Raw genomic sequence first — 22360 nt, 5'->3', positions numbered from 1 at the left:
GATCGCCGGAAGGCCGGCCCGGAAACCAGAAAGCCCGGCGCCAGGCCGGGCTTTCGATGGGGTGTGCGTGCCGCTGATGCGAGCCGGTGCCCGCCGTGCCGCCCCTGGCGGCCGGCGGGGCGCTGGCATCGGTCCCGTCCCGGGGGAATCCCCCTACACCCTGGTTGACCGCTCCGGTGGCTCTGCGGCCGGGGATGCGGTCGCGGCGCGCCTTAGCTGGCGTCCTGGATATTGGTGGCCTGCTTGCCCTTAGGGCCCTGGACCACCTCGAACGAGACGCGCTGGCCTTCCTTCAGCGTCTTGAAGCCCGCCATCTGGATAGCCGAAAAGTGCGCAAACAGTTCTTCTTCGCCCTCGTCCGGCTTGATGAACCCGAATCCCTTGGCGTCATTGAACCATTTGACGATACCGCTTGCCATATACTCCCCCAACGAAATAGCAGATTTTCAAGCGGGGAAGCTTGCCAGCCAGACGGCACGGACTGCGGCGCCATGGCTGGCCGCGTGCTGAGGTGCGGCCGGCGATGACGCGCGGCGAGTGCTATCGCGAGGCGGCCAGTCTGATTGCTGACTCGCCGCCGCGGGCCGTGGGCCTCCCTGCTCACGGATCACCCGCCTTGGCTGTTGCTTTGGCTCGCTGGCCTTCGGTGGGTGCGCGGCCGATTTTTCTGGCAAAGCCGGAGACTGTCAAGCTGGCGGATTCCCCACTGCCAGCAGGGTGTGGCAGGAACCGGACGGCGTCCGGTGTTACCGTTGCCATGAATCGGCGGCCGCCGCCCGGATTTTCGGCCGGCGCGGCGACGTGCCTTGCAAGGCCTTCCGCGGAACCATCCGCTCCCATTGACCTCGGAAAACCGGTGGCCGGACTCTTGAATCCACCGCCTTTTCCCCAAATTGCAGAGTTGCGAGTAAGGGTTAGAATAAAGCCATGGCTACACGGCTTGCGAATGTCCCACAACGCGAAGCGGGCACCATCCTGGAGCGCAAAGAGCAGGCGCTGAAACCGCCTGCCATGTTCAAGGTGGTGCTGCTGAACGACGACTACACTCCGATGGAGTTTGTCGTGATGATCCTGCAGCAGTATTTCAGCAGGGACCGGGAAACGGCGACGCAGATCATGCTGACCGTGCACCGGGAAGGAAAGGGCGTCTGTGGTATCTACACCAGGGATATCGCGGCGACTAAGGTCGAGCTGGTGTCAACGCACGCGCGGCAGGCGGGGCACCCCCTGCAGTGCGTGATGGAGGAAGCATGATTGCGCAAGAATTGGAAGTGAGCCTGCATATGGCTTTTGTCGAAGCCAGGCAGGCACGCCACGAGTTCATTACCGTGGAGCACCTGCTGCTGGCATTGCTCGACAATCCCACGGCAGCTGAAGTCTTGCGCGCCTGCGCGGCCAATATCGAGGACCTGCGCACCAGCCTTAAGAACTTCATCGCGGACAATACCCCGGTGGTGCCGGGTACCGACGAGGTCGATACCCAGCCCACGCTGGGTTTCCAGCGCGTGATCCAGCGTGCCATCATGCACGTCCAGTCGACTTCCAACGGCAAGAAGGAAGTCACCGGCGCGAACGTGCTGGTCGCGATTTTCGGCGAGAAGGATTCGCATGCGGTCTATTACCTGCAGCAGCAGGGCGTGACGCGCCTGGACGTGGTCAATTTCATCAGCCACGGCATCCGCAAGGACCAGTCCGAGCCGGCCAAGCACGGCGATGCGGCCGGCGAGGGCGAGGGCGGCGACGGCAAGGAAAGCCCGCTCGAGCAATACACCCAGAACCTGAACGCGCTGGCCAAGGCCGGCAAGATCGATCCGCTGATCGGCCGCGAAAGCGAGGTCGAGCGCGTGGTGCAGGTGCTGTGCCGCCGGCGCAAGAACAACCCGCTGCTGGTGGGCGAGGCCGGCGTCGGCAAGACCGCGATCGCGGAAGGCCTGGCGTGGCGCATCACCAAGAACGAGGTGCCGGACATCCTGGAAAAGGCCACCGTCTACTCGCTCGACATGGGCGCGCTGCTGGCCGGCACCAAGTACCGGGGCGATTTCGAGCAGCGCCTGAAGGGCGTGCTCAAGTCGCTCAAGGACAATCCCAACGCGATCCTGTTCATCGACGAGATCCACACGCTGATCGGTGCGGGCGCGGCCTCGGGCGGGACGCTGGACGCCAGCAACCTGCTCAAGCCGGCGCTGTCGTCGGGCCAGCTCAAGTGCATCGGCGCGACCACCTTCACCGAATACCGCGGCATCTTCGAGAAGGACGCGGCGCTGTCGCGGCGCTTCCAGAAGATCGACGTGGTCGAGCCGTCGGTGGACCAGACCGTGCAGATCCTGCGCGGGCTGAAGTCGCGCTTCGAGGAGCACCACGGGGTCAAATACGCGTCGTCGGCGCTGACCGCCGCGGCCGAGCTGTCGGCCCGCTTCATCACCGACCGCCACCTGCCGGACAAGGCCATCGACGTGATCGACGAAGCGGGCGCGGCGCAGCGCATCCTGCCGAAGTCCAAGCAGAAGAAGACCATCGGCAAGGGCGAGATCGAGGACATCGTCTCGCGTATCGCGCGCATCCCGCCGCAGAGCGTGAACCAGGACGATCGCAGCAAGCTGCAGACGCTGGAGCGCGACCTGAAGTCGGTGGTGTTCGGCCAGGATCCGGCGATCGAGGCGCTGGCCTCGGCGATCAAGATGTCGCGCGCGGGCCTGGGCAAGACCGACAAGCCGATCGGCTCGTTCCTGTTCTCGGGCCCCACCGGGGTAGGCAAGACCGAGGTCGCCAAGCAGCTGGCCTTCATCATGGGCATCGAGCTGCTGCGCTTCGACATGTCGGAATACATGGAACGCCATGCGGTGAGCCGCCTGATCGGCGCGCCGCCGGGATACGTCGGCTTTGACCAGGGCGGGCTGCTGACCGAGGCCGTCACCAAGAAGCCGCATTGCGTGCTGCTGCTGGACGAAATCGAGAAGGCGCATCCGGATATCTTCAATATCCTGCTGCAGGTGATGGACCATGGTTCGCTGACCGATAACAACGGCCGGCGCGCCGACTTCCGCAACGTGATCATCATCATGACCACCAATGCGGGAGCGGAGACCATGAACCGCGCCACCATCGGGTTCACCAGCTCGCGCGAGCAGGGCGACGAGATGGCTGACATCAAGCGCATGTTCACGCCGGAGTTCCGCAACCGGCTGGATGCCACCATCAGCTTCCGCTCGCTCGATGAGGAAATCATCCTCCGGGTGGTCGACAAGTTCCTGATGCAGCTGGAAGAGCAGCTGCACGAGAAGAAGGTGGAAGCCAGCTTCAGCGAGAAGCTGCGCAAGTTCCTGGCGCACAAGGGCTTCGACCCGCTGATGGGGGCGCGCCCGATGCAGCGCCTGATCCAGGACATGATCCGCAAGGCGCTGGCCGACGAACTGCTGTTCGGCCGCCTGGTCTCCGGCGGCAAGGTGGTCGTGGATCTGGACGAGCAGGACCAGATCAAGCTCGATTTCTCCGAGATCGAGCCCGAACCGCCCGAGGCGCCCGAGGAACAGCGCGCAGAAGCCTGAGCGATATTCGGCCGCGTTGCCAGCAACGGGGTCGATCATCGGGCAAAATGGCGGGGCGGCCAGACTGGCCGCCCCGTTTCTTTTTCCCCTGCCGCCCCACGCCTCCAGCGCCGCGAAACCGAACGCCCCGATGTCCTCTGCCGAACGCACGCGGCGCCGCCGTCTGCTGCTCAAGATCCTGCCGCTGGCTGCCTTGCCGGGCCCGATGCTTCATGCCACGGTCGCAAGCGCCGCCGATGGCGCCCCCAGCCCCCGTCCGATCGCACTGGTGCTGCCGTTCCCGCCGGGCGGCAGCGTCGACATCGTCGCCCGCCAGCTGCAGCCCGGGTTGAAGGCCGCGCTGGGGCAGACCGTGGTGGTGGACAACAAGCCGGGCGCAGGCGGGCTGATCGCGTCGAGCACCGTGGCGCGCGCCCGTCCCGACGGCAATACGCTGCTGATGGCGTTCGACACGCATGCCATCAACCCGTTTGCCTACAAGCAGCTGCCCTACGACACCTTCCGCGATTTCTCGCCGATCTCGCAGCTGGTGCGCTTTCCGCTGGTAATCGCCGCCAACCCGGCGCTGCCGGCGTCGAACGTGCGCGAACTGGTGGCGCTGGCCAGGGCCAGGCATGACGGCGTGCGCTACGCGTCGTCGGGCATCGGCAGCCTGAATCAGCTCGCGGCCGAGGCGCTGGCGACCGAGGCCGGCGTGCATATGCTGCACGTGCCCTACAAGGGCGGCGGCCCGGCGGTGCAGGCGGTGCTTTCCAATGAGGTCGACATCTTCTTCAGCAGCTACGCCGCGGTGCAGGCGCACGTGGCCGCGCGCACGATCAAGGTGCTGGGCGTGACCGGCACCAGCCGGCTGCGCCAGTTGCCACAGGTGCCCACGGTCGCCGAGCAGGGCATCAAGGGCTTCGAGGCGTATTCGTGGATCGGCGTGTTCGGTCCGGCCGAGCTGCCGGCGGCGACGGTGACGCGTATCCATGGCGCGCTGGCCGAGTCGCTGCGCCAGCCGCGCGTGGTCGATGCGCTCGGCGCGCAAGGCTTTGAAATCGTCGGCGGCAGCCCGGCCGAGCTGGGCCAGCTGGTGCGCCGCGAGCACGACAAATGGCAGGCGGTGGCACGCAAGGCCAATATCCAGTTCGAATGAGCCAGTCCGGCGCCGCCGCGCGCCATGGTACCGGGGGGATGCCGATGGCAACGCAAGCAGAAATGTTCGACCACGCCGTGGTGGTGTGCCCCGACCTCGATGCCGGGGCGCAGGCCTGGCAGCGGCTCGGCTTCACGCTGACGCCGCGTGGCTACCACACGCTGGGCTCGCAGAACCACTGCGTCATGCTGCAGCGGGACTACCTCGAGCTGCTGCACGTGATCGCGCCCAGCCCCAGCCGGCAGTATTACTGGGATGCCCAGCAGCGCGGCGGCGGCTGTGCGGCGATGTCGTGCAAGAGCGCCGATGCCTTTGCCACCGCGGCGCGCCTGCGCGCATCCGGCTGGCATACCTCGGACCCGATCGAATTTTCGCGTCCGGTGCGGCTGGACGATGGCAGCGAGCATCCCGCCACGTTTCGCGTGACCGCGCTCGACGACGCCCCGGGCGCGCGCTACTTCGTCTGCGAACATCGCACCCCGGAACTGCTGTGGCGGCCCGAATGGATGCGCCATGCCAATGGCGCGCACAGCATTGCGATGATGTTCCTGGTAGTGGCGCCGTCCCTGGTCGACGCCGCCGCGCGCGCCTATGCGGAACTGACCGGCGGCGAACTGACGCAGCTCAGCGAACATGTCAGCAGCCTGGCGGTCGACGATGCCACGCTGGTGCTCAGCACCCCGCAAGCGCTGGCGTCGGCGACCGGCACCGCGCATATCCGGCGCGAAGGTCCGGGCTATGCGGCGATCCGGCTGCGCAGCGACGACCTGGCGGCGGCACGCGCCGGCTGGCGCGAGCACGGTGTGCCGACGTACGACCTGGGCCCCCGCGAGACGCTGGTGCCCGCGCATGCCGCCAGCGGCGTGGCCTTGCTGTTCGAGCAGCAGGGCTGAAATGCAAACTGGCGCCCCGCGGGGCGCCAGTGCTTCATGCCGAGGCAGGCAGACGGTCAGGCGCTGGCCTTGGCATGGTGCACGCCGGTCGAGCCGAAGCCGCCCGCACCGCGTTCGCTGTCCTGGCTGAACTCTGCCACCGTCGAGAACACCGGACGCAGCACCGGCACGAACATCATCTGCGCAATGCGCTCGCCCGGCTGGATCACGATCGGCTCGGTGCCCGGCGCGTTGCGGTTCCACACGCTGACCATGATCTGGCCCTGGTAGTCGGCATCGATCACGCCGATCGAATTGCCCAGCACCAGCCCCTTCTTGTGGCCCAGGCCTGAGCGCGGCACGATGGTCGCGGCCATGTAAGGGTTGCCCATGTGCACGGCGATGCCGGCCGGCACCAGTTGCGCCGGTGTTCCCGGCGCGATCGCGACGGGGGCGTCGACGCAGGCATGCAGGTCGATGGCGGCGGCCATCTCGCTCTGGTAGGCGGGCAGGCCCCATTCGTTCAGGCGCGCATCGAGCACCTTGATTTCGACGGTCGGGTTCACAGGCTGGGTCATAAGCAATCTCAGGAATGCGTTGCAAAGTCAGGGCCGCGCGCGACCGGGCAGGCGCTGGCCGATCGCCGCGACCAGCTGCCGGGCCAGCGACAGTTTGTCCGCGCGCGGCAGCCGCGTCATGCCGGCGGCGTCGAACAGCACGATCTCGTTGTCGTCCAGGCCGAAAGTGTGGTGGCCGATATTGCCCACCAGCAGCGGCACGCCCTTGCGCTGGCGCTTCTGCTCGCCGTACTGCTCCAGGTTTTCGCTTTCGGCGGCAAAGCCGACACAGTAGGGCGCGTCGGCGCGGGCCGCGACCGCGGCCAGGATGTCGGGGTTCTGCACGAACTGCAGCGTCGGCGTATCGGTATCGTTGGCCTTCTTCAGCTTCTGCTGCGCGACCTCGGCCGGGCGCCAGTCCGCTACCGCGGCGACGGCGACAAAGACATCGACGCCGGGCAAGTGGGCCATCACCGCGTCATGCATCTGCTGCGCGCTGCGCACGTCGGTGCGCATCACGCCGCGCGGGGTGGACAGGGCGGTCGGACCGGCCACCAGCAGCACTTCGGCGCCGGCCTCGCGCGCCGCGCGCGCGATCGAGAAACCCATCTTGCCGGAAGACAGGTTGGTGATGCCGCGCACCGGGTCGATCGCCTCGAAGGTCGGCCCGGCGGTGATCAGCATGCGCTTGCCTTGCAGCGGCTTGGGCTGGAAGAAGGCGATGATCTCGTCGAGCAGCTCTTCCGGTTCCAGCATGCGGCCGTCGCCGACTTCGCCGCAAGCCTGGTCGCCGCTGCCCGGGCCCAGGATCACCACGCCGTCGGCGCGCAGCTGGGCGGCGTTGCGCTGCGTGGCGGGGGCAGCCCACATCTGGCGGTTCATCGCCGGAGCCACCAGCAGCGGACAGTCGCGCGCGATGCACAGCGTGCTCAGCAGGTCATCGCACAGGCCATTGGCCAGCCGCGCCATGAAGTCGGTCGAGGCGGGCGCGATGATAATGGCGTCGGCCTCGCGCGAGAGGTCGATATGCGCCATGTTGTTGTCGACGCGCGCATCCCATTGCGACAGGAAGACCGGGCGCCCGGACAACGCCTGCATCGTCACCGGCGTGATGAAATGCGTCGCCGCCTCGGTCATGGCTACCTGCACGGTGGCGCCGGCCTTGGTCAGCAGCCGGACCAGCTCGGCCGACTTGTAGCAGGCGATGCCGCCGGTCAGGCCGAGAACGATGTGCTTGCCGCGCAAATCCATGGTGGGGAACCTGGCTGGGGAGAAAGGGAAATGATACCGGGGAAGCCGGCTGGGGGGCGCCCCTCTCCCGCCCGGCGGGAGAGGGGAACACCATCGGCTTGCTTGGCGTAATCGCTAGGCTCAGTGCCGCCGTACCCGTCGCAACTCATCCACGATCAGCAGCACCGCGCCGACCGTGATCGCGCAGTCCGCGACATTGAAAGCCGGCCAGTGATACCGGCCCACGTAGAAATCCAGGAAGTCGACCACGTGCCCGTAGACCACGCGGTCGATCACGTTGCCGACCGCGCCTCCGAGGATCAGCGATACCGCAAAGCAGAACAGCCGCTGCCCGGTATGGCGATACAGCAGCCACACGATGAACGCCCCGACCACCACGCCCAGGCCGGTGAAGAACCAGCGTTGCCAGCCGCCGGCGTCAGCCAGGAAGCTGAATGCCGCGCCCTTGTTGTAGACCAATACCAGGTTGAAGAAGCCGGTCACCGGGCGCGACTCGCCGTAGCTGAAGCTGCGCACGATCACGATCTTGAAGAACTGGTCGAGCAGCACCACCAGCAGCGCAAAGGCCATCCACAGCAGCGGGGTGGTGCTGCCGGTGGCCTTATTGCGGCGCGCCGGGCGCGCCGAACGGGACGTGGTCGATGCCATCAGGCATGGCTCCTGTGTTCGCCGGCGCCGAACAGGTTGCTGTCGCAGCGGCCGCAGAGGGTGGGGTGGTCGGGGTTGTGGCCGACGTCGGCGCGGTAGTGCCAGCAGCGCTCGCACTTGGCATGCGCCGACGGGGTCACCGTCACCAGCAGGTCGCCGGCCTCGGGCGCTGGCGCGGCCTTGGCCGACGAGGTCAGCAGCACGAAGCGCAGGTCGTCACCCAGGCTTTGCAGCGCCGCCAGCACCGGACCGCCGGCCTGGATGGTCAGCTCGGCCTGCAGCGACGAACCGATCTCGCCTTCCACGCGCACCGCTTCCAGCTGACGCGTGACCTCGGCGCGCACCTCGCGCAGCGTATGCCATTTCTGCAGCAGGTCGTCGGCGTCGTCGACTTCCGGAACGGCGTAATAGGTGCTGGTGAAGATGGTGTCGGTGTGTGCGGTGCCATGGGCAAACACCTGCCACGCTTCCTCGGCGGTGAAGGACAGGAACGGCGCCATCCAGTGCAGCATCGCCTGGGTGATGTGATACAGCGCGTTCTGCGCGGCGCGGCGGGCCTTCGAATCCGGCGCGGTGGTGTACAGGCGGTCCTTCAGCACGTCGAGGTAGAAGCCGCCCAGGTCCTCGGAGCAGAAGGTCTGCAGCTTGGCCACCACCGGGTGGAATTCGTAGGCCTCGTAGTGCGACAGCACTTCCTTCTGCAGCTGCGCGGTCAGCGCCACGGCGTAGCGGTCGATCTCCAGCCACTCGGCCGCCGGCAGCGCGTGCTTGCCGTGGTCGTAGTCGGACAGGTTGGACAGCAGGAAGCGCAGCGTATTGCGGATGCGGCGATAGCCTTCCACCACGCGCTTGAGGATCTCGTCCGAGATCGACAGCTCGCCGGAGTAATCGGTCGAGGCCACCCACAGGCGGATGATCTCGGCGCCCATCTTGTTCGCGATGTCCTGCGGCGACACGGTGTTGCCGACCGACTTCGACATCTTGCGGCCCTCGCCGTCGACGGTGAAGCCGTGCGTCAGCAGCGCCTTGTAGGGCGGCTTGCCATACAGCATCGAGGCAGTCAGCAGCGACGAATGGAACCAGCCGCGGTGCTGGTCCGAGCCTTCCAGATACAGGTCGGCCAGGCGGCCCTCGGCCTCGTCGGCGCCCGGGTCGTACAGGTCGTCGCGGTGCGAGCCGCGGATCACGGTCCAGTGCGTGGTGCCGGAGTCGAACCACACATCGAGCGTGTCGCGGTTTTTCTCGTACTGGCTGGCTTCGTCGCCCAGCAGTTCGGCCGGGTCCAGCGTCTGCCAGGCCTCGATGCCGTGCTGCTCGACACGCCTGGCGATCTCTTCCAGCAGTTCGGGCGTGCGCGGATGCAGCGCGCCGGTTTCCTTGTGCACGAAGAACGCCATCGGCACGCCCCACTGGCGCTGGCGCGACAGGGTCCAGTCCGGCCGGTGGGCGATCATGTTGTGCAGCCGCTGCTTGCCCCACGACGGATAGAACTCGGTCGCCTCGATACCGGCCAGCGCGGTCTCGCGCAATGTCGGCACGGGCTTGCCGTTCTCCTCGGCCGGATCCACGTCCATGCCCGCGAACCACTGCGAGGTGGCGCGGTAGATGATCGGCGTCTTGTGACGCCAGCAGTGCATGTAGCTGTGGGTGTACTTGTGCGAATTGAACAGGTTGCCCGATTCCTGCAGCGCGTCGACGATCTTGGGGTTGGCATCCCAGATCGACAGCCCGCCGAACAGCGGCAGCGTGCCGGCATAGACGCCGTTGCCCATCACCGGGCTGATGATGTCGCTGTCGGGCATGCCGTGCGCCTTGCACGACTGGAAGTCTTCCACGCCATAGGCCGGCGCCGAGTGCACGATGCCCGAACCGGTGTCGGTAGTGACGTAGTCGCCCAGGTAGACCGGCGACAGGCGGTCATAGCCCGCGTCCATCTTGGCCAGCGGGTGGTGGAACCGGACTTCCGACAGCGCGGCACCGGTGGCAGTGGCGACGACCTTGCCTTCCAGGGCGTAGACCTTCAGCTGCTCCTCGACGCGCTCGGTGGCCAGGATCAGGTAGCCGCGCGGCGTGTCGACCAGCGCGTATTCCACCTCGGGGTGGACGTTCAGCGCCTGGTTGCTCGGGATGGTCCACGGCGTGGTGGTCCAGATCACGATCCAGCCCGGCTTCGCGCTAATCTGCTCGAACGGCACCTTGAAGGCGTGCGCCAGCTTGTCGGTCTCGGCGAACGGGAAGCCGACGTCGATCGACAGGTCGACCTTGTCCTTGTACTCGACTTCCGCCTCGGCCAGCGCCGAGCCGCAGTCGAAGCACCAGTTCACCGGCTTCAGGCCGCGGAACACGTAGCCCTTTTCCATGATCTTGCCGAGCGCGCGCAGTTCGTCGGCCTCGTTGCTGTAGTTCATGGTCAGGTAGGGGTGGTCCCAGTCGCCCAGCACGCCCAGGCGCTCGAAGTCCACCATCTGGCGCTTGATCTGCTCGGTGGCATACGCGCGCGCCTTGGCCTGGACTTCCTGCACCGGCAGGCCCTTGCCGAACTTCTTCTCGATCTGGATCTCGATCGGCATGCCATGGCAGTCCCAGCCCGGCACGTAGACGGCGTCGAGCCCGCTCAGGCCGCGCGCCTTGATGATCATGTCCTTGAGCACCTTGTTGACGGCGTGGCCGATGTGGATATCGCCGTTGGCATACGGCGGGCCGTCATGCAGCACGAACTTCTTCGCGCCCTTGCGCGCCGCGCGGATCTTCTTGTAGATCTGCTTCTCCTGCCACTGCTTGACCCACTGCGGCTCGCGCTTGGGCAGGTCGCCACGCATCGGGAAGGGCGTGTCGAGCAGGTTGACGGGATACTTGTTCTTCTCGGGCTTGGCGCGTTTGTCGTCAGACATTTCGATTCTCAGGGCAATTCGGTTGGCGCGCGGCCGGCGCTGGGCCGGCGGGCGCGCGTGAAGGCTGGGGCAGGCGGCGTGCGAACCGGGCCCGCGCAGCGGGATGCGGGGCCCCGGCCGCTACCTAATTCGGTCGGTGGCCGAGGTGGCGAAATCGCGGCCACCGCTGCCGTCCGTCGCCACCGCAGCCGCCGCCGCGGCGCCTGGCGCCGTCAGGCCGAAGAAGGCGCGCGCATCGGCGCTGTCCTTGGCGATCGCGGCGGTCAGTTCGTCCAGGGAGTCGAAGCGCGCCTCGTCGCGCAGCTTCTTCATGAATTCGACCCGCACCAGCTTGCCGTACAGGCTTTCATTGAAATCGAACAGGTGGACTTCCAGCAGCACCCGTCCGGCGTCCTCGATGGTGGGGCGCACGCCGATGCTGGCCACGCCGGGCAGCGGATGATCGGCGATGCCGTGCACCTGTACCACGAAGATGCCGCTGACCGCGGGCCGCTTGTGCGAGATGCGCAGGTTCAGCGTCGGGAAGCCCAGGTCGCGGCCCAGCTTGCGGCCGTGGATCACGTGGCCGCTGATGGCGTAGCCGTGGCCGAGCAGGCGCCGCGCGTGCTCCAGGTCGCCATCGGCCAGCGCCTGGCGCACCGCCGAGCTGGAGATGCGGATGCCGCCCTCGGACACCGAGCCCATCTGCTCGACATCGAAGCCGAAGCGGCGCCCGGCCTCCTGCAGGTAGGCAAAGTCGCCGGCGCGTTTCGCGCCGAAGCGGAAATCGTCGCCGACCAGCAGCCAGCGGGTATGCAGGCCATGCCAGAGCACGTTCTCGACGAATTCCTGCGGCGACTGGCCGGCGAAGTGGGCGTTGAAGTGTTCCACCACCACGCGGTCCACCCCGTTGCGGCGCAGGCTTTCCAGCTTGTCGCGCAGCAGCGCGATGCGGGTGGGGGCCTTGTCCGGCGTGAAGAACTCGCGCGGATGCGGCTCGAAGGTCATCACGCACAGCGGCAGGCCGCGCGCATCCGCCGCCGCGCGCGCGCGCGCGAGCAGCGACTGGTGGCCGCGATGCACACCGTCGAAATTGCCGATGGTGAGCGCGCAGGGCGCCCGGCTCTCGGCGTTAGGCAGGCCGCGGAAGACTTTCACGGGGACGGCGGGAAACGATTCGGGTAAAGCGAGCATTATAAGGCGAATGGGTCGGCTTGCCGCTGCCGCCGCCTCCGGCCGCCCCCCGCGCTGCAGCTTTTGTGCCGCAACCGGCCCTCCCGCCATGGCGCGATGCCGCAAAAGGCGGCATGATAGGCGCCACTTCGGCTCACTACGCATCGCTGCGGGCACCCCAGCGCGGCATGCCCGACCTTCGCCCATTCCTGGTTTCCAGTTGAAAGCGCTGACCTATCGGTTCTTTTCCCGGCTCCTGCCCAGGGGCCTGCCTCAGCCGAGCACCCAGCTCGATGTCGAGACGCGCGCCAAGCTGATGGCGATCGTGCACAAGAATGCGCCGACCGCCATCGTCGCCTCGGTGCTGCTGCCCGCGCTGACCGCCATCAGCTTCTGGAACGACGTCGGCGCCGCCGTGCTGCTGGGCTGGTGCGCGGTGATGCTGCTGCTCACGACCGGCGGTCTGTGGTTCTACGTAGGCTACCAGCGCGACCACGCCCTGATGAGCCGTTCCGCGCACACGCACAAGTGGTGGAACAATATGCGCGCGGTCGCCTTCCTGACCGGCATGACCTGGGGCAGTTCGGCGCTGCTGCATCTGTATACAGCTTCGCCGGTGTTCTCCAGCGTGCTGTACCTGCTGACCCTCGGCGTGCTTGCCGGCGGCGCGGTATCGCAGGCGCCGGTGCCGTCGAACCTGGTCTACGCCGGCGTGCCGATCCTGGTACCGAACCTGCTGATGGCGGAATTCGCCTTCCCCGGCCACGGCGTCTATGTGCAGGGCCTGCTGGTGATCTACGCGCTGATGCTGTCGCGCCACGCCTTCAACCTGCAGGTGACGCTGGTGCGGGCGATCCAGCTGGAGGGCGACAGCCGGCGCCTGGCCAAGCAGTTCCAGGACGAGAAGGAGCGCGCGCTGCATGCCAGCGAGGAAAAGTCGCGCTTCCTCGCCGCGGCCAGCCATGACCTGCGCCAGCCGGTGCATGCGCTGGTGATGCTGGTCGAGGCGCTGCGCGCGCGCAACCAGTCGAGCGCGCTGCATCCGCTGGTGGAGCAGGTGGCGGCGGGCACCCAGACCATCGACCTGTTGTTCCGCTCGCTGCTGGACCTGTCCAAGCTGGAAGGGCGCAAGGTCCTGCCGACGCTGGAGCCGTGCGAGCTGGGCGCGCTGATCCGCGACGTGATGAGCCAGTTTGCCGCCGACGCGCGCGAAAGCGGGCTGACCCTGACCCCGCGCGTGCCGGACGAACTGTACGCCATGGCTGAGCCGGTGCTGCTGCGCCGGGCCTTGTTCAACCTGGTGCAGAACGCGCTGCGCTATACCCAGCGCGGCGGCGTGCTGGTGACCGCGCGCCAGCGCCGCAAGAACGTGCGGCTGGAGGTGTGGGACACCGGCGCCGGGGTCACGCCCGAGCATCTGCCGGACATCTTCTCGCCCTACTACCAGGTCCACAACCCGCAGCGCGACCCGTCGCAGGGCCTGGGCCTGGGGCTGGCGATCTTCAAGGAATGCGTGCGGCTGATGCGCGGCACCTATGGCGTGCGCTCGGTGCCGGGCAAGGGCTCGGTGTTCTGGTTCGCGCTGGCGCCGGTGCCGGCCGAGACCGTGGCCAGCGTGCGCGAGATGCGCGCCATGGCGCAGGCCGAGGAGGCCAAGCCCGATCGCCTGCAGGGCACGGTGCTGGTGGTCGACGACGACAGCCAGATCCGCAAGGCCTGGATCGCGCTGATGGAGGCCTGGGGCATCCGCGTGGCCTGCGCCGCGCACGGCGCCGAGGCCGACAAGCTGTTCGCGCAGGGCCTGCGCCCCGACATCATTTTCTGTGACCTGCGCCTGCCCGGCAGCGAGAACGGCCTGGACCTGCTCGAGCGCTGGCAGAACACGCAGCCGCAGGCGCGCAGCGCACTGCTGACCGGTGACCTGAAGTCGGCCGCACTGGCGGCGGCGGAAGAGGCGGGATATTTCGTGCTGCCCAAGCCGGTGGACCCGGCCTCGCTGCGGATGCTGTTGCGGCGCTGGCTGCGGCCAGCCTAGGGCAAGCGGCGCGCGCCCCGGACATCGAGGGCGGTGAGGTAGATGGCAGGCCTTACTGGCGCAGCCGGAACCGTTCCATGCGCGACATCACCTGCATGCGGGTGCGCACGCCCAGGCGCTGCAGGATGGCCGATACGTGTTCCTTGACGGTGTTCTCGGTCAGACCGAGCCGCCGCGCGATCACCTTGTTGGGCAGGCCTTCCAGCACCAGTGCCAGCACCGAGCCCTGGCGCGGCGTCAGGCCCAGTTCGGCGGGCGTGACCGGAATGCCGTGGGCCGGGCCGAACGATTGCGCGCGGCCGTTGAGGGCTTCGTCGGTGGGGAAAGCGGTGTCGCCGGCCAGGACCTTGCGCACCGCGGCGGTGAAGGCGTTGGCATCCAGGTGCTTGCCGACGAAGCCGCATGCCGACAGCGCGCGGGCGCGGCCGACGATTTCAGGCGTGGCCTCGGCCGACATGAAGATAAAGCGCGCGCCCGGGATGACGGTCTTGAAGGTCTGCATGGCATCGAAGCCGGTACCGTCGTTCAGCCAGATATCGAGCAGCACGATATCGGGGCGCAAGCCCTGCTGCAGGCTGGCCAGGGCCTCGCGGGCGCTGCCGGCGGCATGCACTGCCACATCCGGCATGACTTCGGCCAGGAAGGCGGTGGTCCCTGACAAGGCCATAGGATGATCATCGACCACCAACAACGTCGGTGCAGCGTTCGACATGCGAATTCCCGTTCAAATAACCCGTTTCGTCCTTGTTGTCACCTCTCCGGAGAACCTGTGTCTTGCACAGGAATGGCGCGTGGACGTAGGACCCACTCTATCAGAGGGGGCGAAGCGTCACAATCCATCAATCGGGTTATGGGGCGTCGCTACCACAGGCCACCGATGGGTCACCTGTCCGGATCTCGTGAATTAAGCACGTACTGGTTTGGCTTTACCGGAGTTTAGCGCCTCGCCTTGGTAGAATTGCGCGATGAAAAAAATTGTCATCTTGATTTCCGGGCGGGGCTCCAATATGGAAGCCATCGTCCGTGCCTGCGCGGACGGCGGCTGGCCCGCCCGCGTGGCGGCGGTGCTGTCGAACCGGCCGGACGCCGCGGGTTTGGAGTTTGCGCGCCAGCAAGGCATTGAAACCGGCGTGGTCGACCATCGCCAGTACCCTGACCGCGCCGCCTTCGACGCGGCGCTGGCCGAGGCCATCGACGCCCATGCCCCCGACCTGGTGGTGCTGGCGGGTTTCATGCGCATACTCACGCCCGCTTTCGTCGACCGCTACGCGGGCCGGCTGCTGAATATCCATCCGTCGCTGCTGCCGTGCTTCCCGGGCCTGAACACCCACCAGCAGGCGCTGGATGCAGGCGTCAAGCTGCATGGCGCCACCGTGCATTTCGTGACCCCGGAGCTGGACCATGGCCCGATCGTGATCCAGGCCGCGCTCGACGTGCTGCCGGCGGACACGCCCGCGACCCTGGCCAAGCGCCTGCTCGCCTGCGAGCACAGGATCTATCCCCGCGCCGTGCAGTGGTTCGTCGAGGACCGGCTGCAGCTGCACAACGGCGTGGTCAACGTTATCAACCCGGCCGAACCGCAATTGCTGATGGCCATCTCCGCCGCGACCCCGGCGGCAGGAGTCCAGGCATGAGCCGTACCCAGGCAGGAAACCGTTCCCCGCGCGGCGAGGGCCGCGCCCCCTCGCGCGGCAAGGGCAAGAGCAGCCCGATCCGCAAGTCGCCCAATGCCACCGGTGCCAATGGCGCGCCTGCGCGCGTGCATGGCGGGCTGCATGCCACCCACATCCAGCATATCGATCGCCTGCTGGGCAAGGTCATGCTGTTCGCGCGTCCCGCCGATGCGGTGGTCAGCTACTACTTCCGCGAAAATGCCAAGCTCGGCCACCGCGAGCGCGGCATCATTGCCGAAGCGATCTATGCGGTGCTGCGCCGGCGCGTCGAGTTTGCCCAGTTTGCCGAGAGCGGCACCGGCGCGGCCTCGCGTCGCCTGGCGCTGCTGGGGCTGGCGGCGACGCTGGGCCGCGACGCGCTGTCGCCGTTCCTGTATCCCGATGAAGCCGCGTGGCTGGACCGCCTGACCACCATCGAGCGCTCCAGCCTGGCGCCGCGCGTGCGCGCCAACCTGCCCGAGTGGCTCTACGACGAACTGGTGCGCCAGCATGGCGAGGCTTTTGCGGCGGCGCTCGGCGACGCCTGGCTGCGCCCGGCGCCGCTGGACCTGCGCGTCAACCTGGGCAAGACCAGCCGCGAGGCGGCGCTGGCCGAGCTGCAGGCCGCGGGCCTTGGCGCCGAGCCCACGCCGATGGCGCCGGCTGGCATCCGCATGACCGGCAAGCCGGCCCTGAACCAGCTGCCGATCTTCGTCAACGGCCTGGTCGAGGTGCAGGACGAAGGCAGCCAGCTGCTGTGCAGCCTGGTGGCGCCGCGGCGCGGCGAGATGGTGGTCGACTTCTGCGCCGGCGCGGGCGGCAAGACCCTGGCGCTGGGCGCGGCGATGCGCTCGACCGGCCGGCTCTACGCCTTCGACGTATCGGAAAAGCGCCTGGCCAACCTGAAGCCGCGGCTGGCGCGCAGCGGCCTGTCGAATGTCCATCCGGTGCTGATCGACTCCGAGCGCGACGCCAAGATCAAGCGCCTGGCCGGCAAGGCCGACCGCGTGCTGGTGGATGCGCCGTGCAGCGGCCTGGGCACGCTGCGCCGCAATCCCGACCTGAAGTGGCGGCAATCGCCGGAGTCGGTACTGGAACTGACCGCCAAGCAGAGCGCGATCCTGGACTCCGCGGCGCGTCTGGTGAAGGGCGGCGGCCGAGTGGTCTACGCGACCTGCAGCGTGCTGGAGGCCGAGAACGAGCAGATCGTGCGAGATTTCCTCGCCGCGCATCCCAACTTCCGCCTGGTGCCGGCCGCCGAAGTGCTGGCCGACCAGAAGATCGAAGTGCCGGGACTGCCGGACAACGGCATGTTCGCCCTCTACCCGCACCTGCACCAGACCGATGGCTTCTTTGCCGCCGTGCTGGAGCGCACCAGCTGATCGCGGTTCGCAGCCGCGCCGCCCGCCCCGCGCGGGCGGCCCACCCTGAATCTGCACCATGAACGGTGAAACCCTGTCCGACCTCGGTGGCCTGAAGGACCTGAAAGCCTCGCATTCGATGTTCGGCAAGATGCTCGACGACCTGATCCGCGATGCGGGCGGTCCCGGCTTTTTCTGGCAGTTGCTGGTGCTGGCCGGGTGCCTGCTGGCGGCGTGGCCGCTGGCGCGCTTCGTGGTGCGGCGGCTGGAGGCGCGCTATGAAGGCTCGAGCTTCTCGGTGCGCTTCGCCGCCGCCAGCCTCGAGCGCGCCATGTTCCCGCTGGCCGGCTGGGCGTTGGTGCTGGTGGCCCGCTTCGCGCTGGCGCCGCTGATCCCGATCAGCGTGCTGCGGCTGGTGCTGGTGCCGCTGTTCGGCATCACCGCGCTGAATTTCACCTTCTACGTGCTGCGCCGGGTGATGTCCGGCAGCGGCCAGCTGCACGGCATGCTGCTGCTGGTCGAGAAGGTGCTGACCACGCTGGTCTGGGTCGGCATGGCCTTGTACGTGCTGGGCGTGCTCGGCGACGTGGTGGGCTGGATGGAGAGCGTGCGCTTCTCCATCGGCGGCAAGCAGAAGATCAGCGTGGCCGAGACCCTGATGGCGGTGGTCTGGATCCTGCTGACGGTGCTGGTGGCGCTGTGGTTCGGCTCGTGGCTGGAAGAGCGGCTGATGCGTTCGGCCAACCTCGACGGCAACCTGAAGGTGGTGCTGACGCGGATCTCCAAGGCCTTGCTGCTGCTGGTGTCGCTGCTGCTGAGCCTGTCGCTGGTGGGCATCGACCTGACCGTGCTGTCGGTCTTCGGCGGCGCGCTGGGCGTGGGCCTGGGGCTGGGCCTGCAGAAGATCGCCAGCAATTACATCTCGGGCTTCATCATCCTGCTGGACCGCTCGGTCAAGCTCGGCGACCAGATCACGGTGGACAAGTACACCGGCATCGTGTCGCAGATCCGCACCCGCTACACCGTGGTGCGCAACGGCGACGGCGAGACGCTGGTGCCGAACGAGCAGCTGGTGGCGCAGTCGGTGCAGAACCATTCGTTCTCGAATACCAACGTGCGCGTGGCGACACGCGTGCAGGCCGACTACAGCGCCGATCCCGAGACCGTGATTGCGCTGCTGACCGAATGCGTGTGCGCACTGCCGCGCGTGCTGCCCGACCCTGAGCCGGCGGCCTTCCTGGTGCTGTTCGCCGACAGCGGCATCGAATATGAAGTCGCCGTCTTCGTGGCCGATCCGCAGAACGGCAAGCTCGGGGTGCAGTCGGCGATGAACCGGGCGATCTGGCGCACCCTCCGCGAGCATGGCATTTCCATTCCTTATCCGCAGCGCGAGTTGCGTGTGATGCATGAGACGCTGCCCGCGGGGCCGGGCGGCTCGAAGGCGAGTACATTGCCAGAGGCCGCCAACGCCTCCTGAACGCCCGGGCAGGATGCTGCGCCGGGCGGGCGACGGATGCGCCACCCGTGGAACGAAAACCGTTGCTCCCCGTCCAAATCCGGGAAATAGCGTATGCTTGCGCCCCTTGCGATCCGGTAGAATGCCGGGTTGTCGCGGGTTGAGACATCCCGCTCCCACATCAGACAGCCGCCAGATTGCAGCGGCTCGTACCTGGCTCGCATCATGAGCCGCTAGCCACGGCCGGCGCCTGACTTTGCCTGCCCTGGGGGAGCCCGGAGCGACTTCGGGTCCCGTGGCAAGCGCCAGACAGCTATCGCAATCAACAGATTCGCAGCTATTTTTTCTGCGCGTTATGTGTACCGGCCCAGCCGGCTTGCACGGGAAAGTCCCTGTTTAACCGACGGAGAACAGTTTGTTCGACACTATTCTTGACTGGGCCGCCAACGGCCTTGCCAACTGGACCTGGTGGGAGATCGTCATCTACACGCTGGTGATGACGCATATCACGATCGCCGGCGTCACCATCTTCCTGCACCGCTGCATGGCGCACCGGTCGCTGGACCTGCACCCCATCGCGCAGCACTTCTTCCGCTTCTGGCTGTGGCTAACCACCGGCATGGTCACGCGCGAGTGGACCGCCATCCATCGCAAGCACCACGCCAAGTGCGAAACCGAAGACGATCCCCACAGCCCGCAGACCCGCGGCATCCGCAAGGTGCTGCTGGAAGGCGCCGAGCTGTACCGGGCCGAGGCCAAGAACCAGGAGACCATCGCCAAGTTCAGCCATGGCTGCCCCAATGACTGGATCGAGCGCAACCTGTACTCGCGCTTCACCTGGCAGGGCGTCGGCCTGATGCTGATCATCGACCTGGCGCTGTTCGGCGTGATCGGCATGACCGTGTGGGCGGTGCAGATGCTGTGGATCCCGATCCATGCCGCCGGCATCATCAATGGCCTGGGCCACTGGTGGGGCTACCGCAACTACGATTGCGAAGACGCGTCGACCAACGTCTCGCCGTGGGGCCTGATCATCGGCGGCGAAGAGCTGCACAACAACCATCACACCTACCCGACCTCGGCCAAGTTCTCGATCAAGTGGTATGAGTTCGACGTGGGCTGGGGCTATATCCGCGCGATGCAGGCGGTCGGCCTGGCCAAGGTCAAGAAGATCCCGCCCAAGGCGCGCCTGGTCGAAGCCCGTCCGGTCGACCACAACACGCTCGAAGCCATCATCGCCAACCGCTATGACGTGATGGCGCGCTACGCCAAGGCCGTCAAGGGCGCGTTCCGCCAGGAACTGGAAAAGCTCAAGGAAGGCCGCGTTGCCGAGTACCGCAGCTTCAAGCCCGCCAGCAAGTGGTTCCACCGCGAGGAAACCAAGCTGGCCGCGCAGCAGCGCGAGCAGCTGGCGAGCATCGTCGAGCAGAACAAGGCGCTGCAGACCTTCGTCGAAATGCGCCGTGAACTGGCCGCCATCTGGGGCCGTTCCAACCTGACGCGCGAGCAGCTGCTGCAGCAGCTGCAGGCCTGGTGCCACCGTGCCGAGGCCAGCGGTATCCAGGCGTTGCACGATTTCTCGCTGCGCCTGCGCCGCTACGCCTGATACAATTCGGCCGCGCCGTATGGTTTGACAAAGCCCCGCCCATGGCGGGGCTTTTGTTTTAGATAAACTCCCCCATGTTCTGGCCGGCCGCACCCTGTTGGCGGAGGTCTAGAGGAGTACCCGGAGATGACCCCACAATCGATCAAGACCGTCGAGTTCGAGAAGCCGAACCTGGCGGGTGCTCAAAACGCCGCTGGCGCCAGTTGCGTGGCCCATGCCTGGGCCAAGGTGCCGCCGGTGCTGTCGCCCGATGAGCGGCAGTCGTTGAAGGCGCGTATCCGCCGCTTGCTGAAGGAGCGCAATGCGGTGCTGGTGGCGCACTACTACGTCGACGCCGACCTGCAGGACCTCGCCGAGGAAACCGGCGGCTGTGTCTCCGACTCCCTTGAAATGGCCCGCTTCGGGCGCGACCATGAAGCCAGGACGCTGGTGGTGGCGGGGGTGCGCTTCATGGGCGAGACCGCCAAGATCCTCAGCCCGGAAAAGACCGTGCTGATGCCAGACCTGGACGCGACCTGCTCGCTCGACCTGGGCTGCCCGGCCGACGAGTTCGCTGCCTTCTGCGATGCGCACCCGGACCGCACCGTGGTGGTCTACGCCAACACCAGCGCCGCGGTGAAGGCGCGCGCGGACTGGATGGTGACTTCCAGCATCGGCCTGAAGATCGTCGAACACCTGCACGCGCAGGGCAAGAAGATCCTGTGGGCACCGGACAAGCACCTGGGCAGCTATATCCAGAAGCAGACCGGCGCCGACATGCTGCTGTGGCAGGGTTCGTGCCTGGTGCACGACGAGTTCAAGGGCGTCGAGCTGGACCTGCTGCGCCGTGAATTCCCCAACGCCAAGATCCTGGTGCATCCGGAATCGCCGGAAAACGTGGTGGCCCAGGCCGACGTGGTCGGTTCCACCTCGCAGCTGATCGAGGCCGCGCAAAAGCTGGACGCGACCGAATTCATCGTCGCCACCGACAACGGCATCCTGCACAAGATGCGCATGGCCGCGCCCGGCAAGCACTTCATCGAAGCGCCGACCGCCGGCAACAGCGCCACCTGCAAGAGCTGCGCGCACTGCCCGTGGATGGCGATGAATGCGCTGACCAACCTGGCCGAGGTGCTCGAGACCGGCCGCAACGAGATCCACGTCGACCCGGCCATCGGCGCCAGGGCGGTGACCTGCATCAACCGCATGCTCGACTTCGCCGCCGCGCAGAAGCGCAACGTGCGCCCGTCGTCCGACCTGGCGCAGGAACAGGCGCTGTTCCAGGGGATCGGCCCGGCATGAGCGTGAATCCGGTTTTCGATAGCTACGGCCCGGCGCTGCAGGCAGCGCTGCAGGGCAATGTGCAGGCCGCCATCGCCGAGGATGTCGGCAGCGGCGACCTGACCGGCCTGCTGGTGCCGGCGGACAAGGCCGCGCACGCGCGCGTGATCGTGCGCGAGTCGGCGGTGCTGTGCGGCCAGCCATGGTTCGACGCGTGCATGCGCGCGGTCGATCCGGCGCTGCAAGTGCGCTGGCTGCAGCAAGAGGGGGCGCGCATGGCGCCGGATTCGGTGGTGTGCGAGATCACGGGCCCGGCGCGTTCGCTGCTGACGGCCGAGCGTCCGTCGCTGAATTTCCTGCAGCTGCTGTCCGGCGTGGCCACCGCCACGCGCCGCTACGCCGACCTGATCGCCGGCACCCGTGCGCGCGTGCTCGACACGCGCAAGACGCTGCCGGGGCTGCGGCTTGCGCAGAAGTACGCGGTGCGCATCGGCGGCGGCGAGAACCAGCGCCTGGCGCTGTATGACGGCATCCTGATCAAGGAAAACCATATCGCCGCGGCCGGCAGCATCGGCGCGGCGATGCGGGCGGCGCTGGCGCTCGATACGCAGGCGTCGGTGCAGATCGAGGTCGAGAGCCTGGCCGAACTGGAGGAAGCGCTGGCGGCCGGTGCCACGTCGGTGCTGATCGACAACTTCACCGTGCCGATGATGCACGACGCGGTGAGGATCAACCAGGGCGGGGCACTGCTGGAAGTGTCGGGCGGCGTCAATGCCGACACCATCCGCACCTTCGCCGAGACGGGCGTCGACCGCATCTCGGTGGGCGCGTTGACCAAGGACGTGCGCGCGACCGACTACTCCCTGCGGATCGTCGGCTGAGGGTGGCTCCGGCCAAATGCATAACGGGGTGGGCCATGCGGCGCCACCCCGTTCA

At 67.3% G+C, this 22360-nt stretch carries 18 protein-coding genes; 11 read left to right on the top strand and 7 right to left on the bottom strand.

Translation table 11 applies throughout. The features are described from left to right. Positions 1–212: 212 nt before the first annotated feature. Positions 213–419, bottom strand: coding sequence for a cold-shock protein (locus tag CBM2586_RS13155; protein WP_012353757.1), 207 nt, complete (start codon positions 417–419; stop codon positions 213–215). Positions 420–927: 508 nt separating this feature from the next. Here CBM2586_RS13155 and clpS point away from each other — a divergent pair. The 4 genes from clpS (at position 928) to CBM2586_RS13135 (ending at position 5576) form a co-directional block, all read left to right on the top strand. After that, entirely contained in the window at positions 928–1254 is a 327-nt protein-coding gene (clpS, locus tag CBM2586_RS13150) for an ATP-dependent Clp protease adapter ClpS (RefSeq protein ID WP_010814998.1), read from the top strand. After that, the gene (clpA, locus tag CBM2586_RS13145) at positions 1251–3545 is read left to right on the top strand and encodes an ATP-dependent Clp protease ATP-binding subunit ClpA (RefSeq protein ID WP_012353756.1); all 2295 of its coding nucleotides are present in this window, start codon (positions 1251–1253) and stop codon (positions 3543–3545) included. Before clpS ends, clpA begins: the two co-directional genes overlap by 4 nt. 130 nt (positions 3546–3675) lie before the next feature. After that, on the top strand, positions 3676–4683 hold the full coding sequence (locus CBM2586_RS13140; protein WP_115687944.1) for a tripartite tricarboxylate transporter substrate binding protein: 1008 nt from the start codon (positions 3676–3678) through the stop codon (positions 4681–4683). Positions 4684–4727: 44 nt separating this feature from the next. After that, positions 4728–5576: a VOC family protein gene (locus CBM2586_RS13135; RefSeq protein ID WP_115688758.1), complete on the top strand. Its 849-nt coding sequence runs from the start codon at positions 4728–4730 to the stop codon at positions 5574–5576. Positions 5577–5632: 56 nt separating this feature from the next. Here CBM2586_RS13135 and dut read toward each other — a convergent pair whose 3' ends face one another. The 5 genes from dut to CBM2586_RS13110 all read right to left on the bottom strand — a co-directional run bounded on the left by dut (position 5633) and on the right by CBM2586_RS13110 (position 12039). Then, a complete protein-coding gene (gene dut, locus CBM2586_RS13130; RefSeq protein ID WP_115661275.1) occupies positions 5633–6133 on the bottom strand; it encodes a dUTP diphosphatase in 501 nt (166 codons plus the stop codon). 27 nt (positions 6134–6160) lie between these two features. After that, entirely contained in the window at positions 6161–7363 is a 1203-nt protein-coding gene (gene coaBC, locus CBM2586_RS13125) for a bifunctional phosphopantothenoylcysteine decarboxylase/phosphopantothenate--cysteine ligase CoaBC (protein WP_115661276.1), read from the bottom strand. 120 nt (positions 7364–7483) lie between these two features. Next, positions 7484–8011, bottom strand: coding sequence for a signal peptidase II (gene lspA, locus CBM2586_RS13120; protein ID WP_115661277.1), 528 nt, complete (start codon positions 8009–8011; stop codon positions 7484–7486). Next, complete coding sequence (ileS, locus tag CBM2586_RS13115; protein WP_115687942.1) at positions 8011–10902, bottom strand: isoleucine--tRNA ligase; 2892 nt, start codon at positions 10900–10902, stop codon at positions 8011–8013. The genes lspA and ileS overlap by 1 nt, the downstream gene beginning before the upstream one ends. 120 nt (positions 10903–11022) lie before the next feature. Then, the gene (locus CBM2586_RS13110) at positions 11023–12039 is read right to left on the bottom strand and encodes a bifunctional riboflavin kinase/FAD synthetase (protein WP_115661279.1); all 1017 of its coding nucleotides are present in this window, start codon (positions 12037–12039) and stop codon (positions 11023–11025) included. Between the two features lie 244 nt (positions 12040–12283). On the opposite strand from CBM2586_RS13110, the gene CBM2586_RS13105 reads away from it, so the two are divergent. Then, positions 12284–14089 carry a hybrid sensor histidine kinase/response regulator gene (locus CBM2586_RS13105; RefSeq protein WP_431194952.1) on the top strand — a complete coding sequence of 602 codons (1806 nt, stop codon included), beginning with the start codon at positions 12284–12286 and terminating at the stop codon, positions 14087–14089. 52 nt (positions 14090–14141) lie between these two features. On the opposite strand, the gene CBM2586_RS13100 is transcribed toward CBM2586_RS13105, so the two are convergent. Then, a complete protein-coding gene (locus CBM2586_RS13100) occupies positions 14142–14801 on the bottom strand; it encodes a response regulator (protein ID WP_012353747.1) in 660 nt (219 codons plus the stop codon). 253 nt (positions 14802–15054) lie between these two features. Between CBM2586_RS13100 and purN the strand changes: the two genes are divergently transcribed. From purN to nadC, 6 genes are all read left to right on the top strand, one after another. Next, positions 15055–15723 carry a phosphoribosylglycinamide formyltransferase gene (purN, locus tag CBM2586_RS13095; protein ID WP_115687938.1) on the top strand — a complete coding sequence of 223 codons (669 nt, stop codon included), beginning with the start codon at positions 15055–15057 and terminating at the stop codon, positions 15721–15723. Then, on the top strand, positions 15720–17123 hold the full coding sequence (locus CBM2586_RS13090; RefSeq protein WP_115687936.1) for an RsmB/NOP family class I SAM-dependent RNA methyltransferase: 1404 nt from the start codon (positions 15720–15722) through the stop codon (positions 17121–17123). Before purN ends, CBM2586_RS13090 begins: the two co-directional genes overlap by 4 nt. Positions 17124–17181: 58 nt before the next feature. Beyond that, the gene (locus tag CBM2586_RS13085) at positions 17182–18579 is read left to right on the top strand and encodes a mechanosensitive ion channel family protein (RefSeq protein ID WP_115687934.1); all 1398 of its coding nucleotides are present in this window, start codon (positions 17182–17184) and stop codon (positions 18577–18579) included. A gap of 394 nt (positions 18580–18973) precedes the next feature. Next, positions 18974–20164: a DesA family fatty acid desaturase gene (locus CBM2586_RS13080; protein WP_115687932.1), complete on the top strand. Its 1191-nt coding sequence runs from the start codon at positions 18974–18976 to the stop codon at positions 20162–20164. A 126-nt stretch (positions 20165–20290) separates the two neighbouring features. Next, positions 20291–21445 (top strand): quinolinate synthase NadA, encoded by a 1155-nt coding sequence (gene nadA, locus CBM2586_RS13075; protein WP_115687930.1) that lies wholly within the window; start codon positions 20291–20293, stop codon positions 21443–21445. Continuing rightward, a complete protein-coding gene (gene nadC, locus CBM2586_RS13070) occupies positions 21442–22305 on the top strand; it encodes a carboxylating nicotinate-nucleotide diphosphorylase (RefSeq protein ID WP_115687928.1) in 864 nt (287 codons plus the stop codon). The genes nadA and nadC overlap by 4 nt, the downstream gene beginning before the upstream one ends. Positions 22306–22360: the final 55 nt, after the last annotated feature.

The organism is Cupriavidus taiwanensis (assembly GCF_900250115.1).
GTDB lineage: Bacteria > Pseudomonadota > Gammaproteobacteria > Burkholderiales > Burkholderiaceae > Cupriavidus > Cupriavidus taiwanensis_B.
This window is presented reverse-complemented; position numbering and strand designations above follow the sequence as displayed.

Excerpts from the sequence above, each read along its gene's own strand:
- dut (WP_115661275.1), bottom strand. The coding sequence starts at position 6,133 with ATGACCCAGCCTGTGAACCCGACCGTCGAAATCAAGGTGCTCGATGCG.
- CBM2586_RS13085 (WP_115687934.1), top strand. The coding sequence starts at position 17,182 with ATGAACGGTGAAACCCTGTCCGACCTCGGTGGCCTGAAGGACCTGAAA.
- nadA (WP_115687930.1), top strand. The coding sequence starts at position 20,291 with ATGACCCCACAATCGATCAAGACCGTCGAGTTCGAGAAGCCGAACCTG.
- purN (WP_115687938.1), top strand. The coding sequence starts at position 15,055 with ATGAAAAAAATTGTCATCTTGATTTCCGGGCGGGGCTCCAATATGGAA.
- CBM2586_RS13090 (WP_115687936.1), top strand. The coding sequence starts at position 15,720 with ATGAGCCGTACCCAGGCAGGAAACCGTTCCCCGCGCGGCGAGGGCCGC.
- clpS (WP_010814998.1), top strand. The coding sequence starts at position 928 with ATGGCTACACGGCTTGCGAATGTCCCACAACGCGAAGCGGGCACCATC.
- CBM2586_RS13100 (WP_012353747.1), bottom strand. The coding sequence starts at position 14,801 with ATGTCGAACGCTGCACCGACGTTGTTGGTGGTCGATGATCATCCTATG.
- coaBC (WP_115661276.1), bottom strand. The coding sequence starts at position 7,363 with ATGGATTTGCGCGGCAAGCACATCGTTCTCGGCCTGACCGGCGGCATC.
- CBM2586_RS13155 (WP_012353757.1), bottom strand. The coding sequence starts at position 419 with ATGGCAAGCGGTATCGTCAAATGGTTCAATGACGCCAAGGGATTCGGG.
- ileS (WP_115687942.1), bottom strand. The coding sequence starts at position 10,902 with ATGTCTGACGACAAACGCGCCAAGCCCGAGAAGAACAAGTATCCCGTC.
- CBM2586_RS13135 (WP_115688758.1), top strand. The coding sequence starts at position 4,728 with ATGGCAACGCAAGCAGAAATGTTCGACCACGCCGTGGTGGTGTGCCCC.
- clpA (WP_012353756.1), top strand. The coding sequence starts at position 1,251 with ATGATTGCGCAAGAATTGGAAGTGAGCCTGCATATGGCTTTTGTCGAA.
- CBM2586_RS13140 (WP_115687944.1), top strand. The coding sequence starts at position 3,676 with ATGTCCTCTGCCGAACGCACGCGGCGCCGCCGTCTGCTGCTCAAGATC.
- nadC (WP_115687928.1), top strand. The coding sequence starts at position 21,442 with ATGAGCGTGAATCCGGTTTTCGATAGCTACGGCCCGGCGCTGCAGGCA.
- lspA (WP_115661277.1), bottom strand. The coding sequence starts at position 8,011 with ATGGCATCGACCACGTCCCGTTCGGCGCGCCCGGCGCGCCGCAATAAG.